Annotated in this window: 14 protein-coding genes; 6 read left to right on the top strand and 8 right to left on the bottom strand. The window is 70.6% G+C overall.

Annotated features, from left to right (window positions below; all coding sequences use genetic code 11):
* Nucleotides 1–2: 2 nt before the first annotated feature.
* From AB0B50_RS13410 to AB0B50_RS13390, 5 genes are all read right to left on the bottom strand, one after another.
* On the bottom strand, nt 3–794 hold the full coding sequence (locus AB0B50_RS13410) for an aldose 1-epimerase (RefSeq protein ID WP_362329697.1): 792 nt from the start codon (nt 792–794) through the stop codon (nt 3–5).
* 24 nt (nt 795–818) lie between these two features.
* Nucleotides 819–1,655, bottom strand: a complete 837-nt coding sequence (locus tag AB0B50_RS13405) for an SRPBCC domain-containing protein (protein WP_362329694.1) — start codon at nt 1,653–1,655, stop codon at nt 819–821.
* A gap of 60 nt (nt 1,656–1,715) precedes the next feature.
* Nucleotides 1,716–3,284, bottom strand: coding sequence for a polyamine aminopropyltransferase (locus tag AB0B50_RS13400; protein ID WP_362329691.1), 1,569 nt, complete (start codon nt 3,282–3,284; stop codon nt 1,716–1,718).
* 125 nt (nt 3,285–3,409) lie between these two features.
* The gene (locus tag AB0B50_RS13395) at nt 3,410–3,934 is read right to left on the bottom strand and encodes a DUF2617 family protein (protein WP_362329688.1); all 525 of its coding nucleotides are present in this window, start codon (nt 3,932–3,934) and stop codon (nt 3,410–3,412) included.
* 386 nt (nt 3,935–4,320) lie between these two features.
* Nucleotides 4,321–4,614, bottom strand: coding sequence for a hypothetical protein (locus AB0B50_RS13390; RefSeq protein WP_362329685.1), 294 nt, complete (start codon nt 4,612–4,614; stop codon nt 4,321–4,323).
* A gap of 129 nt (nt 4,615–4,743) precedes the next feature.
* Between AB0B50_RS13390 and AB0B50_RS13385 the strand changes: the two genes are divergently transcribed.
* Entirely contained in the window at nt 4,744–5,952 is a 1,209-nt protein-coding gene (locus AB0B50_RS13385) for a pyridoxal phosphate-dependent aminotransferase (RefSeq protein WP_362329682.1), read from the top strand.
* 182 nt (nt 5,953–6,134) lie between these two features.
* Nucleotides 6,135–7,214 (top strand): glycosyltransferase family 39 protein, encoded by a 1,080-nt coding sequence (locus AB0B50_RS13380; protein WP_362330403.1) that lies wholly within the window; start codon nt 6,135–6,137, stop codon nt 7,212–7,214.
* A gap of 28 nt (nt 7,215–7,242) precedes the next feature.
* On the opposite strand, the gene AB0B50_RS13375 is transcribed toward AB0B50_RS13380, so the two are convergent.
* The gene (locus AB0B50_RS13375; RefSeq protein ID WP_362329679.1) at nt 7,243–7,785 is read right to left on the bottom strand and encodes a YbjN domain-containing protein; all 543 of its coding nucleotides are present in this window, start codon (nt 7,783–7,785) and stop codon (nt 7,243–7,245) included.
* Between the two features lie 161 nt (nt 7,786–7,946).
* Nucleotides 7,947–10,553 (bottom strand): ATP-dependent chaperone ClpB, encoded by a 2,607-nt coding sequence (gene clpB, locus AB0B50_RS13370; protein ID WP_362329676.1) that lies wholly within the window; start codon nt 10,551–10,553, stop codon nt 7,947–7,949.
* A gap of 170 nt (nt 10,554–10,723) precedes the next feature.
* Between clpB and AB0B50_RS13365 the strand changes: the two genes are divergently transcribed.
* Nucleotides 10,724–11,122, top strand: a complete 399-nt coding sequence (locus AB0B50_RS13365; RefSeq protein ID WP_362329673.1) for a TIGR03618 family F420-dependent PPOX class oxidoreductase — start codon at nt 10,724–10,726, stop codon at nt 11,120–11,122.
* Nucleotides 11,123–11,225: 103 nt separating this feature from the next.
* On the opposite strand, the gene AB0B50_RS13360 is transcribed toward AB0B50_RS13365, so the two are convergent.
* Complete coding sequence (locus AB0B50_RS13360; RefSeq protein WP_362329670.1) at nt 11,226–11,582, bottom strand: hypothetical protein; 357 nt, start codon at nt 11,580–11,582, stop codon at nt 11,226–11,228.
* 304 nt (nt 11,583–11,886) lie between these two features.
* Here AB0B50_RS13360 and AB0B50_RS13355 point away from each other — a divergent pair, with 304 nt between their 5' ends.
* The 3 genes from AB0B50_RS13355 to AB0B50_RS13345 all read left to right on the top strand — a co-directional run bounded on the left by AB0B50_RS13355 (nt 11,887) and on the right by AB0B50_RS13345 (nt 15,150).
* Nucleotides 11,887–12,876 (top strand): helix-turn-helix transcriptional regulator, encoded by a 990-nt coding sequence (locus tag AB0B50_RS13355; RefSeq protein ID WP_362329668.1) that lies wholly within the window; start codon nt 11,887–11,889, stop codon nt 12,874–12,876.
* Nucleotides 12,873–13,904 carry a helix-turn-helix transcriptional regulator gene (locus tag AB0B50_RS13350; protein WP_362329665.1) on the top strand — a complete coding sequence of 344 codons (1,032 nt, stop codon included), beginning with the start codon at nt 12,873–12,875 and terminating at the stop codon, nt 13,902–13,904. The genes AB0B50_RS13355 and AB0B50_RS13350 overlap by 4 nt, the downstream gene beginning before the upstream one ends.
* Before the next feature lie 271 nt (nt 13,905–14,175).
* A complete protein-coding gene (locus AB0B50_RS13345; RefSeq protein WP_362329662.1) occupies nt 14,176–15,150 on the top strand; it encodes a helix-turn-helix transcriptional regulator in 975 nt (324 codons plus the stop codon).
* The last annotated feature ends 1 nt before the right edge of the window (nt 15,151 follow it).

The raw sequence follows: 15,151 nt of genomic DNA, 5'->3' as shown, positions 1-15,151 counted from the left end.
GCTCAGAGCCGCCGCCAGGTCCAGGTCGTCGCCGTCTCCAGGGGCTCGATGGGGGTGACCAGGCGCGGGTCGGTGTTGAGCCCGTCGGGCGGTCCGGTCTGCGGTTCGACGCAGACCGCGGCCTCCTGCTCGTCGTAGACGACGACCCACTGCTCGCGGCTCTTGACGTTCACTTCGAGGCGCTCGGGCCAGGTCAGCGTCACGTCGACGCCGTCCGGCATGCCGAAGCAGTCGTCCCAGGGGCCGGGCTTCACGTCGACGCGGCGGCCGGTGGGGAGGTGGTCGTCGCCGCGCTCCTCCTGCCAGGCGGGGGCGAAGTCGACCCGGACGGGTTCACCGCCGTCGAGGACGCGGTTGAACCACGGGTGCCAGCCGGCCTGCGCGGGGAAGGAGCCGCCGTGCGTCTCGATGCCGAGGCGCAGCGTCAGCGACTCCTCGGTGAGCTCCACGATCTGTGTGACGCGCCCCGGGTAGGGCCAGGGGTCGGTCAGGTCGTACGTGAACACGGCCTCGGTCCTGGAGGTGCGCGCCGTGCGCCATTCGGCGTCGCGGGCGAAGCCGTGGATGGCGTGCGGCGGGGAGTTCAGCGGCATCCGGTGGACGGTCGCGCCGTCGCGGAACTGCCCCTCCTTGATGCGGCCGCACCAGGGCACCATCGGGAAGCAGCCGTACTTCTGCCCCTGCCGGAGCAGCTCGACGCCGCCGATGCGCAGACTTCCGATGCGGCAGCCGTTGCCCGGCTGCACGGTCGCTTCCGCGTCGCCCGCGGTCAGGATCACGTCTTCGGTACTCACGGGGCGACCCTACGGCGTGGGCCGTCAGCGGCGGCGGCGCAGGGCCCTGCCGACGACGATGGCCGAGGCGAGCGCGAGGGCGGCGGCGGGCGCGGCCCAGCGGAGCGTGGCGCTGGTGGAGAGCGTCTCGGGGGCGGGCGCGGGGGCGTACCGGCCGCGGGGCGGGGCGTGGTCGACCTCCTCGGCGCTGCGGCCGATCATGGTGCGGCGGGCGTGCGCGGCCTCGGCGGGCGGCACGTCGAGGTCGTCCGCGTCGTCCATCACGTCGTCGTCCGCGTCGTCCACGTCGTCCTCGTCGGCCGCTCCGTCGAGGTCGTCGAGGTCGTCGAGGTCGTCGCTGAGCGGGTCGAGGGACGGCGGCGGGACCTCCGTCTCGAAGACGGTGACCGTCGGGATCGCCGCGGCCTCGGGCTCCTCGGGCGCGGTGTCGGGCGGCGCGGCGGCGCCGAGGCCCTCCGCGAACCGTTCGACGAGCCTTCGCACAGCGGATTCCACAGCCTGTGGAGAACTTTCCGTGACCCGCCCCTCGGCGGTGGCGCTCCCTGCGAAGACGAGGGTCGTCCCCGCGACGGCCGGCACGAGCCGCACGGTCAGCGAGAGCTTCACGGAGCCGGAGCCGCGCGCCTCGGTGCCCTCGCCCTCGACGGCGTACGTCCCGTCGGGGCGCTCCTCGGTCCGGGCCGAGCCGCGGTACGTGATGGTGTGCCCCCCGACCCGCACCCGCAGGCGGCCGGAGAGCGGCCCCGCCGTCTCCTCCGCGTCGCGCTGAAGCCCGGGTACCGCCCCGGCGACCCTCTCGGGGTCTGCCAGGACCTGCCGGAGCCGCTCTGCGGAGACCGGAACGAACACCTCATGCTCCATGGCAGCCGAGCCTACCCACGCACTCGTCACTGTGTACGTCGGTTCGCCAGACCGTGTACGTCAGTTCGCGTAACGCGGATGCACGAGTGTCGACGGCGAGAGCCCCGGGAGGCGGGTCAGCTCGGCGGCCCGTGCCCCGGCGCGCACCACCTCGGACCCGGCGGCGCGCACCAGGACGGGCCGCGTCCGCGAGGCGAGCACGAAGCCCCAGTCGCGCGAGGCCTTGCCGCCCTCGGCGGTGCGGTCGGGCCCCGCGGCGAACCCGGACTGCCGGCCGTCCACGCGGTAGGGAACGGTCCGCAGGCCCGCCGCGCGCAGCGTCGCCTCCACCGTCCAGAAGACGTGTGCCCTGGACGACATCGGCCCGGCGTGCACGGAGAAGCGGCCGCTGTCGGCGAGGACGCGGGTGACGAGGCCGTAGAACTCCAGGGAGTACAGCTTCGTGCTGGCCGTGATGCCGGGGTCCGGCAGATCGGAGATCACCACGTCGTACTCCGTACGCGTGGAGCGCAGCCAGCGGAACGCGTCGGCGTGCACCACGCGCACCCGGGGGTCGCGGTACACATGGCCGTTGAGCTCGCTCAGGGCCGGGTCGTGCCGGGCGAGCTCGACGACGCCCGCGTCCAGCTCGACGATGTCGACGCGGCGCACCCCGCGGTGGCGCAGGACCTCGCGCGCGGCGAGCCCGTCGCCGCCGCCGAGGACCAGCACGCGCGCACGTGGCCCGCGCATCGCGGGGGTCACAAGGCCTTGGTGGTAGCGCTGTTCGTCGCGTCCGCTGATGCGCAGGCGGCCGTCGAGGAAGAGGTGCAGGGAGCGCCGCTTCCCGCCGGTGAGGACGACCTCCTGCACGTCGGTCCGGACGGCGACCCGTACGTCCCCGCCGTACACCGCGCGGCGCGCGGCCCGCTCGAAGTCGTCGACGAGGACGGCCGCCGTGGCGAGCAGCGAGAGCACGACGACGTTCGCGGTGAGGAGCACCCAGCGGCCGCGCACGCTCAGGTCTCTTCGGAACAGGCCGAAGACGAGGGCGCCACCCGCGAGCGCGTTGACCGCGCCGGTGAACAGGGCGCCCGTCAGCTGTCCGAACAGCGGAAGCAGCAGGAAGGGGAAGGCGAGGCCGCCGACCAGCGCGCCCACGTAGTCCGCGGCGAAGAGGTCGGCGACGGCACCGCCCGCGTCCTGGCGCCGGATGCGCTGGATGAGCACCATCAGGAGCGGCACCTCGGCGCCGATGAGGATGCCGATGGCGAGGGAGAAGGCGACCAGCAGATAGCGCGATCCGCTCGCCCACACCTCGCCCTTGTCGCCGGTCCACGCGAACGCCGCGTACAACGCCATGGCGCTGCACCCGCCGACGAGCGCGAGCGCCGCCTCGACGAGGCCGAACCAGGCCGACGCGCGGCACCGCAGCCGCTTGGCGAGCAGCGAGCCGATGCCCATGGCGAAGACCATCACGGAGAGCACGACGGAGGCCTGGGTGACGGAGTCCCCGATCAAGTACGCGGCGAGGGCGACGAGTTCGAGTTCGTAGACGAGCCCGCAGGCAGCGCAGACGAACACGCCCACGAGAACGAAGAACCGTCCTGCCCCGGGCGAGACCGGCAACCGCACCGACGACTCGATCACGCCGTGAACGCTACGTCACCACACCCTCACACCGGGTCCCCCACATGGGTGCAACTAGGTTTGCGCCCCAGGTCTTCCGGGTCTGCGCCCGGGGCTTCCGCCGCGGCGCAGCCGCCCCGCGGCCGTCACAGCGCCGCGGGCAGCGGCATCCGCACGCCCACCCTCGTCCGTGTCGCCACCAGTTGCCCGTCCTGCGGATACGCGTGCCACGTACGCCACATGAGCGAACCCTCGTGGCGCTGCGCGAGCATCGCGGTGAAGGCGTGCGGGCTGCCGGGGAACACTCCGGCCAGGCCGTGCGGGTGCTCGGCGACCAGGGCGAGCAACTCCTGTGCGCGGCCCGCGAACTGACCGTGCGACAGGGTCTCGACGCGCGCGGCGAATTCGTACTCCCAGTCGCCCACGCGCTTGGAGACGCCGAGCGGAAGGGGCGTGCTGCTGCCGGGGATGCAGGCCACGGTCTCGGAACAACCGCCCTGCTCCTCCTCCAGGAGCACCTGGTGCGAGGCCCCGAGCAGTCTCAGCTGCATCTTCGCGTCGGCCAGCTCCACTTCGAGGGTGGCGAGCGCGGGCAGCGGCTCGCGCCCCAGGGCCCAGGCGAGATCCGCGGCGCGCGTGTCGGTATAGACAGTCTTCAGGGTCGTGAGCATGGGTCGGCTCCGCTAACACGCAATGGAGGTGGGGCCGGCGCACCCGGATTCAGGGCACCGGGAGGTCGGAATGCCGGCTCGTGCCCACGAGAACGTCACATGACGAGTATCCAGACTTCGGTCCGTGAAACCTGTGCCGTGCGTCCGAGGGCGGTGCTGACGTTTAAGAGGGAATCATGGTCGGCGACACTGCCACAGCGTTTTTACCCAACTTCGTAGGGTTTCCATCCCCCCGAGGGCTGCACAGTTCAACTGTTCAGTCCGGCTTCCACGGGACGGCGCCGGAGCACACCCCTGCCGCACTACCTCGCACAACGTCAAAGCGCCCGGCGGGATTTGTTCCCCGCCGAGCGCTCCAATGGGATCGGTGGACCAGCTGCCCCGTGTCAGCTGCCTCCGCCGCATCCGCCCCCGCCACCGCACGAGGACCCACCGCCCCCGCAGGAGGACGACCCGCCTCCGCAGGAGGACCCGCCACCGCAGGAGTGCCCTCCGCCGCCGTGGTGGTGCCCGGAGCCGCTGTCGTAGGCGCCGGCCCACCAACTGCCGCCCGCCGTACCGGACGCGGTGCTGGAGCTCCACCGCGAGCGCTTCCGGTTGCGGCGGCCGCTTCCCCCGAACGCGATCGCCGCGACCAGGGCGAACACGAACAAGGCGACGAAGATGAAGGCCACGGTCATGACCATCACGCTCCTTCCGTTCCCCCGAAGCGGGTCCCCCCGTGGGCCTCGCTTCTTGCGTGACAGGGGGATGCCCGTGCGCAAGCCGACGCAAAGCAGAGTTGAGGAAGTCCAGAGGTTCGGCGCAGGATGACGGCCATGACCTCCACCTCCGGGAGCGGACGCCCGCTGCTCAACCGCCGCCTCGCCGAGTTCGGTACGACCATTTTCGCCGAGATGTCCGCACTCGCGGTGAAAACGGGCGCGATCAACCTGGGTCAGGGTTTCCCCGACACGGACGGCCCCGAGTCCGTGCGCGAGGCCGCGGTGCGCGCGCTGCGCGACGGCCGCGGCAACCAGTACCCGCCGGGCCCCGGCATCCCGGAGCTGCGCACGGCGATCGCCGCGCACCAACTGGCGCGCTACTCCCTCTCGTACGACCCCGACCGCGAGGTCCTCGTGACGGCGGGCGCGACCGAGGCGATCGCCGCGTCCCTGCTCGCCCTGGTAGAGCCGGGCGACGAGGTCATCGCACTGGAGCCCTATTACGACTCGTACGCGGCTTCGATCGCGCTGGCCGGGGGCGCACGCGTCCCGGTCACCCTGCGCCCGCGCGAAGGACGCTTCGTCCTCGATCTGGACGAGCTGCGCGACGCGGTCACCGACCGCACCCGGCTGATCCTGCTGAACACCCCGCACAACCCGACCGGCACGGTCCTCACCCGCGCCGAGCTCACCGAGATCGCGAAGCTGGCGGTCGAGCGCGACCTGCTCGTCGTCACCGACGAGGTCTACGAACACCTCGTCTTCGACGACGCCGAGCACATCCCGCTCGCCTCCCTGCCCGGCATGCGTGAGCGCACGGTCACCATCGGCTCCGCGGGCAAGACGTTCTCGTTCACGGGCTGGAAGGTCGGCTGGGTGACGGCCACGCCGGAGCTGGTCACGGCGGTCCGGTCGGCGAAGCAGTTCCTCACGTACGTCTCCTCGGGCCCGTTCCAGTACGCGGTCGCGGAGGCGCTGGCCCTGCCGGACTCCTACTTCGCCGACTTCCGCGCGGACATGCTGGCCAAGCGGGATCTGCTGAGCGAGGGGCTGACCGCGGCGGGCTTCGACGTCTACCGACCGGCGGGCACGTACTTCATCACCACCGACATCACCCCCCTCGGCGAGTCCGACGGCTTCGCCTTCTGCCGCTCGCTGCCGGAGCGGGCCGGTGTGGTCGCCATCCCGAACGCGGTCTTCTACGACCACCGCGACGCGGGCGCCCCCTTCGTACGGTTCGCCTTCTGCAAGCGGACGGCCGTCCTGGAAGAGGCCGTGACGCGGCTGAAGTCGCCGGCGGGCCGAAGTAGCTGACGGGCTGACGGGTTTACCCCGCTCGGCCCCCTCCGGTCGCGGGCGCGGCGGGCGGCCAGCAGGGTTCGGGTGTGAGCCAGTCCAGCACCCTCGTCCTGCGCCGTGCGAGCCGCCTGCACGGCGCCCTCACGACCGGCCCCGCCGTCGCCCTCGGCCTCTTCGCCGCCGCCCGTCTCACCGGCATGGTGTGCGTCACCCTCGTCGCGCACCTCACCCACCAGGACACCTTCCGGCTGCTCGGCATGTCCTGGGACTCCCGCTGGTACACGGGGATCGCCGCGCACGGCTACGGACGCACCCTCTACTTCGAACCCGGCGTGGTCCAGAGCGACCTCGCCTTCTTCCCGCTCTACCCGGGCCTGGTGCGCGCCGTCGCCACCGTCCTGCCCGTCGGCTACGGCGCGGCGGGGCTCCTGCTGTCCTGGCTCGCGGCCGGGGCCGCCGCCTGGGGGATCTACGCCATCGGCGAGCGCCTCCACGGGCGCCGCGTCGCCACGCTCCTCGTGCTGCTCTGGGCACTGATGCCGCACTCCGTGGTGCTGTCCCTCGCCTACACCGAGCCGGTGCTCACCGCGCTCGCCGCCTGGTCGCTGTACACGGTGCTCGACGGGCGCTGGCTGTGGGCCGGCGCGCTGGCCGCCCTCGCGGGGCTCGCGCGGCCCAACGGGTTCGCGGTGGCCGCGGCGGTCTGCGCGGCCGCGGCGTACGAGATCTCCGTACGCCTGAGAAGCCGGGGACCAGAGCGACGAGTTCCCCACAGCCTGTGGAAAATCTGTGCGGGCGCGGCGCTCGCCCCGCTCGGCTGGGCGGCGTTCGTCCTCTATGTCGGCATCCGCAAGGGCGATCCGCTGCACGGCTACTTCGCGGTGCAGCGCGGCTGGGGGTCCCGCTTCGACTTCGGCGCGGGCTCGCTCGCCTTCGTCAAGCACCTGCTGCGCGACGGGGACAAGCTGGTCTTCGCGATGACCCTCGTCATCGTCGCGGCAGCCCTGCTCCTGTTCGCCCTGCTCGTGGCGGACCGGGCCGCGCCGTTTCCCGTGCTCGTCTACACCGGCGTACTCATGCTCATCACGGTCGGCGGCTCCGGCTTCTTCGAGTCCAAGCCGCGCTTCCTGCTGCCCGCGTTCCCGCTGCTCATCCCGCTGGCCCTGGCCATGACGAGAGCCCGGCCGAGGAGCGCCTACCTGGTGGTGGGCGCCCTGGCCGGGCTCTCGCTCACGTATGGGACGTATCTGCTCACGATCGCCCACATGCCCTTGTAGGGCGTATGCCCCTGTGCGGGACGGAGGCTCAGGCCTCGTCGTCGCCGGGCTTCTCGTCGCCCTCCGCGGAGTCGACCTCGGCCTCGAGGCCGAGCTGCTCGACGAGCCAGCGGTCGAACTCGATCGCGGCGCGCACCCAGCTGACCGTCGACGACACGAAGTGCTCCAGCGAGACGCCGGTGCCGATCAGCATCTGGGCCTCGCCGATGAGGCGGACCGTGCCGTCGTCGTGCGTGTGGCTGTAGACCTTCGGCCACAGCGTGCGGCGGTTCCAGTCGTCGATCGACTCCAGGAGCTGCTGCTTCTGCTCGATCTCGTGCGGCCGGTCGTAGAAGGTCCGCACGGAGAAGACCTGCTGGTCTCCTTCACCGCGGAACATGAAGTACGTACGGAACTCCTCCCACGGCGCCGCGAGGTCCCCCTCGTCGTCGACGACGTGCTTGAGCTCCATCTGGTCCAGAAGCTGCTTGACCAGGTCCTGGTCGGGGACGACGGGGCCCGCCGGTCCTGCGCCCTGCTGCGGTTCGGGCTGGCCCCCGAAATTCGGAATCGAGGACGGGTCGATGCTCACCGTGTATTTCCCTTCGTACGGATTCCGCCATCCTCTCCCAGGAGGGGGCCCCGATCGCAACCCCGGCCCCGCGTCTGCCCGGTTTCCGCCGTTGGCCGACTGCAGACCGTGGTCCGTCCTCGCGCAGTTCTCCGCGCCCCTTGCGGGGCGCGGAGAAGCCGCTACAGGGACTTGCCCGACGCCGGGCCCACGATGAGGCCCTCCCCGAACACGTCCACCCGCACCACGTCCCCGTCCTTGACCTCGCCCGCCAGGATCTCCTTGGCGAGGCGGTCGCCGATGGAGGTCTGGATGAGGCGGCGCAGGGGGCGCGCGCCGTACGCGGGGTCGTTGCCCTCGTCCGCCAGCCAGGCCAGCGCCCCGGGCGTGACGTCCAGGGTCAGGCGGCGTTCGGCCAGGCGCTTGGCCAGGCGGTTGATCTGCAGCTCGGCGATGTGCGCGAGCTCGTCCTTGCCGAGCGCGGAGAAGACGACCAGGTCGTCGAGCCGGTTCAGGAACTCCGGCTTGAACGAGGCCCGTACGACTTCGAGGACCTGCTGCTTCTTCTCCTCCTCGGAGGTGAGCGGCTCGACGAGGTACTGGCTGCCCAGGTTGGACGTGAGGATCAGGATGGTGTTGCGGAAGTCGACCGTCCGCCCCTGTCCGTCGGTGAGGCGTCCGTCGTCGAGCACCTGGAGCAGTACGTCGAAGACCTCGGGGTGCGCCTTCTCGACCTCGTCGAGCAGGACCACGGAGTAGGGCCTGCGGCGGACCGCCTCGGTCAGCTGACCGCCCTCCTCGTACCCCACGTACCCGGGAGGGGCGCCGACCAGCCTGGCGACGCTGTGCTTCTCGCCGTACTCGCTCATGTCGATGCGGACCATGGCCCGCTCGTCGTCGAAGAGGAAGTCCGCGAGGGCCTTGGCGAGTTCCGTCTTGCCGACACCGGTCGGGCCGAGGAAGAGGAAGGAACCCGTCGGGCGGTCGGGGTCGGCGATCCCGGCGCGCGTGCGCCGCACCGCGTCGGAGACGGCCCGCACGGCCTCGGTCTGGCCGATGAGCCGCTTGCCCAGCTCGTCCTCCATGCGGAGCAGCTTCTGCGTCTCGCCCTCCAGGAGCCGCCCGGCGGGGATGCCGGTCCACGACCCGACCACGTCGGCGATGTCGTCGGGGCCGACCTCCTCCTTCACCATGGTGTCCTTGGCCTGGGCGGCGGCCTCCTCCTCGGCCTCCGAGGCGGCTTCGAGGTCGCGCTCCAGGGTGGGGATCTCGCCGTAGAGCAGCTTGCTGGCGGTGTCGAAGTCGCCGTCGCGCTGGGCCCGTTCGGCCTGGCCGCGCAGTTCGTCGAGCTTCTCCTTCAGCTCACCCACGCGGTTGAGGGACTGCTTCTCCTTCTCCCAGCGGGCGTTGAGGCCGCGCAGCTCCTCCTCCTTGTCGGCGAGGTCGCGCCGCAGCTTGTCGAGGCGCTGCTTGCTCGCGGGGTCGGTCTCCTTGCTGAGCGCCAGCTCCTCCATCCTCAACCGGTCGACGGCGCGCTGGAGTTCGTCGATCTCGACGGGCGAGGAGTCGATCTCCATACGGAGCCGGGACGCGGCCTCGTCGACGAGGTCGATGGCCTTGTCGGGCAGGAAGCGCGAGGTGATGTACCGGTCGGAGAGGGTGGCGGCGGCGACCAGGGCGCTGTCCGCGATCTGCACCTTGTGGTGCGCCTCGTACCGCCCCTTGAGCCCGCGCAGGATCGCGATCGAGTCCTCGACGGACGGCTCGGCGACGAGGACCTGCTGGAAGCGGCGCTCCAGGGCGGGGTCCTTCTCGATCCGCTCGCGGTACTCGTCGAGGGTGGTGGCGCCGACCATGCGCAGCTCGCCGCGGGCCAGCATGGGCTTGAGCATGTTGCCCGCGTCCATGGCGGAATCCCCACCGGCACCGGCCCCGACCACGGTGTGCAGCTCGTCGATGAAGGTGATGATCTGGCCGTCGCTCTCCTTGATCTCGGAGAGGACGGTCTTGAGCCGCTCCTCGAACTCACCGCGGTACTTGGCGCCGGCGACCATGGCGCCCAGGTCGAGGGAGACGAGCCGCTTGTTCTTCAGCGACTCGGGGACGTCCCCCTTCACGATGCGCTGGGCGAGGCCCTCCACGACGGCGGTCTTGCCGACGCCGGGCTCGCCGATGAGCACGGGATTGTTCTTCGTACGACGGGACAGCACCTGGACGACCCGCCGGATCTCCTGGTCCCGCCCGATGACGGGATCGAGCCTGCCCTCGCGGGCGGCGGCGGTGAAATCGGTGCCGAACTTCTCCAGGGCCTTGTACTGACCCTCAGGGTCGGGTGTGGTCACCCGGCGCCCTCCCCTTGCCTTCTCGAATGCGTCCAGCAGCTTCCTGCTGCCGGCCCCGTGCTTGGTGAGTACGTCCCCGGCCTGGCCGCCCTTGGCCGCGATGCCGATGAGCAGGTGCTCGGTGGAGAGGTAGTCGTCCCCCAGCTCCTTCGCGCGCTGGGCGGCGTCCGAGATGACGGCCAGCAGCTCGCGACCCGGCTGCGGCGGCGCGACCGTGGACCCGGTCACGCTGGGCAGCGCGGCGAGTACCCGCTCGGTGTCCGCGCGCACGGCCGCCTGGTCGGCGTCGGCCGCGGCGAGCAGGTCGGTGATGTTCTCGTTGTCCTGCCCCTCGAGCAGTGCGAGCAGCAGGTGCGCGGGCGTCAGATCGGCATGCCCGTCCTGCACGGCCCTGCTGGTGGCCGCGTTGATCGCGTCCCGGCTCCTGTTGGTCAGCTCGGCATCCACGTGCGCTTGTCCTCCCTACGGTGTCCTGCCCATGCCCTGGCTACGACCTGGCCATGGCTACGTCCCGGCTACGTCTCGACTACGACGTCCTGACTTAACCAACGTACACAAAGTTGAGTCTATTCCACTCAAGGGAGACCTCGGAAGGCCGGGCGGCTATGTTCCGGTCCATGACCCCGAACGCCTCTTACCTCAGCTTCTGGCGCGAACGACACCTGTGCACCCTGACGACCCTGCGCCCGGACGGCACCCCGCACGTGGTGCCGGTCGGCGTGACGTACGACCCGGAGGCCGGGATCGCCCGCGTGCTCGCGCGCAAGACGAGCAGGAAGGTCGTGCACATCCTGGCGGCGACCGGCGTGGACGGGCCGGGAGCGCGGGTGGCGGTGTGCCAGTTCGCGGGCCGGCGCTGGGCGACGCTCGAGGGCCGGGCGACGATCAAGACGGACCCGGCGGAGATAGACGAGGCGGAGCGGCGCTACGAGGAGCGCTACGAACGCCGCCCTTCGCCGAACCCGGACCGGGTCCTGATCGAGATCACGGTGACGCGGACGCTGGGCAAGGCGTAGCCCTCGCTTCCACACACCACAGCGGCGCCACCGTGTTCAGGTCCACGGTGGCGCCGCTGCTGGGGGAAGCACCTGCGCGATTTACAACGACGGGGGAATCGCGTCAGGCACTGCGGGGGGTGGCTGTGATGTTGTCCGTGGCGCTCATGGCGCCCGGGTCCTGCTGTCCCTGCTGTCCGACCACCTGGTGGTCGCGCCGGTCGAGATTGACGAAGACCATCCCGTACCGGATGGCACACCGCACGGGCTGCGGCGCGCCGCGGGGCCTGCGCAGGCAGCGGTAGGCCCGGATCTCCTCCTCGTCGTCACGCGTGACGACGATCGGCTCGCCGAGCAGGGTCACCATCAACGAGTCGCCGCGGTGGGGGATCGCGGTCACGAGATCGATGAAGTGCCAACCGGAGCGGTAGGCGGTGGCCATTTCTCGGCGGAAGGTGCGGTCGTCGGGAGGGGTGCTCATGCCTGGCCACCCTTCGGCCCGATGGTCCACCCAAGATCCGGAAGCGGCGCAGAAAGGGTGCTCGTACTCGCAGGCTCGGACTGCCAGCCGAGATCGAGAGTGGTCACCGTGCCCAAAGCCAGTCCGACGGAGAAGGTGGTGACAAGCACCGAGCGAAGCATGCGCTTAAACATGATCGGCTTCGTCCTCACTTGGTAGGTTCGTCTCCCCCGGCTCTCCAAGACGATGTCTCAATCGAGCACGTCAAAGCCACAGGGTCGATGCATCATGTTCCTGCACGTTCAGGACCCTGGGGGGTGGAGATTTGCTTACAACAGGCACTAAACCGACACATCCTCACCCCTCAACCCCACTTTGCGGTGAGGGGGCGAAGCTCTACGCACTTGCGTTGAGCAACGGCCGTTTGCTGCGCACCGAGGCCGAGAACACTCCCTGCCTGATCGAGTTCGGCCTGCTGCATCCGGATCCGGATGACACGGACTGGCTCCGGCCCGTCTCCCCCACCGCCGTCCTCGCGCAACGTCTTCAGCCACTGGAACGCGAAATCCAGGAGCGACGGCGTATCGCCGTTGAACTGACCGACGTCTTCGAGCCATTCATGGCGATCACCGCGCGAACGGAACCCACCACTCACGCGGTCACCGTGCTGGAGGGCGATGCCCGTATCCACGCGGCCATCGAGCGTGCCACCGCGGAGTGCCAGTCAGAGGTTCTCACCGTCCAGCCCGGAGGTGGACGCAGCGAGAACACGCTCACCGTGGCGTTGCAGCGCGGGCAGACGATTCTGGACCGCGGCATCACGATGCGCACCCTCTACCAACACACCGTGCGGCACAGTCAGGGGACTCTCGCCTACGCGGCGCACATGACTCAGGGGAACGTGGAGATACGGACGTTGGAGGAGGTGATCGACCGCCTGATGATCTTCGATCGCACGACCGCCCTCATCCCCGCGCGAGCCGACCAGCAGGTCGCCCTGGAGCTCAGACACCCGGGCCTGGTCGAGTACCTCGCCAAGGTCTTCGAAGAGCAGTGGAGCCGCGCGGTCCCACTGATCGAGGAAGTGCCCTACCCGCCCTCCGCCGACGGCATAACCGGCGTGCAGCGCTCCATAGCCAAACTCCTCATCGAGGGCCACGTCGACGAGGCCATCGCCCGGCGGCTCGGGATGAACGTCCGGACCTGCCGTGCCCACATCGCCAAGATCGCCGCGGCCCTGGGCAGCGGAAGCCGGGCCCAGCTCGGCTACCTCATCGCCCAGTCCGGGATCCTCGACCAGGACCACCCCAAGTGACCACGGAACTCCACCGCCCCCACCAAGGCCACGGGCCCGACGAACTGTGCGCGGCCGGCGCGGAGTTGTACGCCCATGCCCTCCGGGAAAGCCGCGTGCCGCGCGAAGAGGCCGAACAGGCCCCCTGCCTGGTCGACTTCGAGCTGTTGCGCCCTGACGCCGACGACCCGCGCTGGCTCCGCCCCGTCGCCCCGTCGATCGCCCTGCCCCGCCTGCGCGAGGCCATCCAGGAGCACATCACGCACGAACTGCGCCGCGAGACCCTGCTCACCGCGGCCTTCGAGCCGCTGATGGCACTCGCGCCGGCACCCGCTCCGGCATCCGCGTCGGCATCGGCCTCGGCATCGGCGTCCTCGTCGGCCGAGGAGTTCTCCGCGATCACCCTGCTGGACGGCGTCCCCCGGATCCAGGAGGCCCTGCGACGGGCCCTTGCCGACACCCGTGAGGAGATGCTCTCCATTCAGCCCGGCGGAGTCCGGCCCTCCCCGCTGCTCGCCCAGTCCCTCGACGGCGCACGGGACTTCCTGGCCCGCGGCGGCACGCTGCGGACGCTGTGCCAGCACACGTCACGCCACTCGCTGCCCATGCTCGACCACTACGAACAGCTCGACGGCAACGCCGAGCTCCGCACGCTCGACGAAGTCCCCGGGCGCCTCTTCGTCTTCGACCGCACCGTGGCCGTCATCCCGGGCGACAAGGACCGCACCGTCGCGCTGGAGATACGTCACCCCGCCCTCATCGACTACTTCGTGACGACCTTCGAGCGACTGTGGCGCCTCGCGGTGCCGATGTTCCCGCGCACCACGCAACTCCCGTCCGCGAACGGCATCACCGCCCGCCAGCACGCCATCGCGGGACTCCTCGTCGAAGGCCTCACCGACACGGAGGTCGCCGACCGCCTCGGCATGAACGTCCGTACGGCCCGCGTCCACATCGCCAAACTCGCCGCCACCCTCGGCAGCGAGAGCCGCGCCCAACTCGGCTACCTCATCGGTCAGTCCGGGATCCTCGACCCGTCGAGGCCGTAGGGCCCCGCCTTGTCCCGGCACATGATCGCGGCGCTTCGGCCAAAGGCCGGGAAGTACGGCCGGCGGAACCGCCGGACACGGAACTTGCCGCTCGCCCCGGCAGGCAAGGGCTCACCAGGCCCGGACACCTCTTCGGCCAGTCCGGCATTCTCGGCCAGATGCGGCCAAATCCCGCCCATCAGAAGTGGACACTTCAATCAGAGCACACACCCCCGTGTACATGCCCCCTGCATAGAATCGCCGCGCTTCAACTGAGCAGGAGGGAGCGCATATGGTCAAGGAGCATGCGCCACATGGAGTGGAAGAACTCTGCGAGGCGGGTTCGGACCTGTACGCACGCGCCCTCCGCGAAGGCCGCGTACGCAGCGAAGACGCCGAACACGCCCCTTGCCTGATCGACTTCGGCCTTCTCCACCCCGACATCGACGACATACGGTGGCTGCTTCCCACCGCCCCCGCGGCCGCCCTTCCCGTCCTGCTCCGCGACATCGAGGACCGCATCACCGACCAGCGGCGCCGCGAAGAGCGGCTCACCGCGGCGTTCGAGCCGCTCATCGCCCTGGACGCCCAGCTGTCGTCCCCCGCGGACACCCCGACGATCACCGTCCTCGACGGCCTGGAGCGCATCAACTCGGCCATCGACCGCGCCATGCAGGACGTCACGGAGGAGTTCCTCGCCATCCAGCCCGGCGGCACCCGGCCGCCCGAAACGTTGGCCGAAGCTTTTCCCCGGGACCAGGCGATCCTCAGCCGGGGTTGCCGGATGAGGACCCTCTACCAGCACACAACGCGCCATTCTCTGCCCGTGCTCGCCTACTTCGAGCAGTTGGACGGCGACGCCGAGGCCCGTACCCTCGACGAGGTCACCGAGCGGCTCTTCGTCTTCGACCGGACGGTGGCCTTCATCCCCGCGAGCAAGGACCGCAGCGTCGCCCTGGAGCTGCGCCACCCGGCCCTCGTCGAGTACTTCGCGACCACCTTCTGGCGGCTGTGGCGCCTGGCGACGCCCATGTGGCCCCTGGCCGCACCCCAGCTCTCCGAGGGCGGCATCACGCAACGCCAGCGCGCCATCGCCGGGCTCCTTGTCGAAGGCCTCACCGACGCCGAGATAGCCGAACGGCTCGGCATGAACATCCGCACGGCCCGCGTCCACATCGCCAAACTCGCCGCCACCCTCGGCAGCGAGAGCCGCGCCCAACTCGGCTACCTCATCAGCCAGTCCGGCATCGTCGAGCGGGGGCAGTGAG

It is taken from the genome of Streptomyces sp. NPDC041068, assembly GCF_040647455.1.
Lineage (GTDB): Bacteria > Actinomycetota > Actinomycetes > Streptomycetales > Streptomycetaceae > Streptomyces.
Note: the sequence above shows the minus strand (reverse complement) of the source record. Positions and strands in the feature narration are given on the sequence as shown.

What these genes read in the sequence shown, in the direction of transcription:
- AB0B50_RS13345 (WP_362329662.1), top strand. Translation starts at nt 14,176, where the DNA reads ATGGTCAAGGAGCATGCGCCACATGGAGTGGAAGAACTCTGCGAGGCG.
- AB0B50_RS13380 (WP_362330403.1), top strand. Translation starts at nt 6,135, where the DNA reads ATGGTGTGCGTCACCCTCGTCGCGCACCTCACCCACCAGGACACCTTC.
- AB0B50_RS13395 (WP_362329688.1), bottom strand. Translation starts at nt 3,934, where the DNA reads ATGCTCACGACCCTGAAGACTGTCTATACCGACACGCGCGCCGCGGAT.
- AB0B50_RS13405 (WP_362329694.1), bottom strand. Translation starts at nt 1,655, where the DNA reads ATGGAGCATGAGGTGTTCGTTCCGGTCTCCGCAGAGCGGCTCCGGCAG.
- AB0B50_RS13360 (WP_362329670.1), bottom strand. Translation starts at nt 11,582, where the DNA reads ATGAGCACCCCTCCCGACGACCGCACCTTCCGCCGAGAAATGGCCACC.
- AB0B50_RS13390 (WP_362329685.1), bottom strand. Translation starts at nt 4,614, where the DNA reads ATGACCGTGGCCTTCATCTTCGTCGCCTTGTTCGTGTTCGCCCTGGTC.
- AB0B50_RS13385 (WP_362329682.1), top strand. Translation starts at nt 4,744, where the DNA reads ATGACGGCCATGACCTCCACCTCCGGGAGCGGACGCCCGCTGCTCAAC.
- AB0B50_RS13365 (WP_362329673.1), top strand. Translation starts at nt 10,724, where the DNA reads ATGACCCCGAACGCCTCTTACCTCAGCTTCTGGCGCGAACGACACCTG.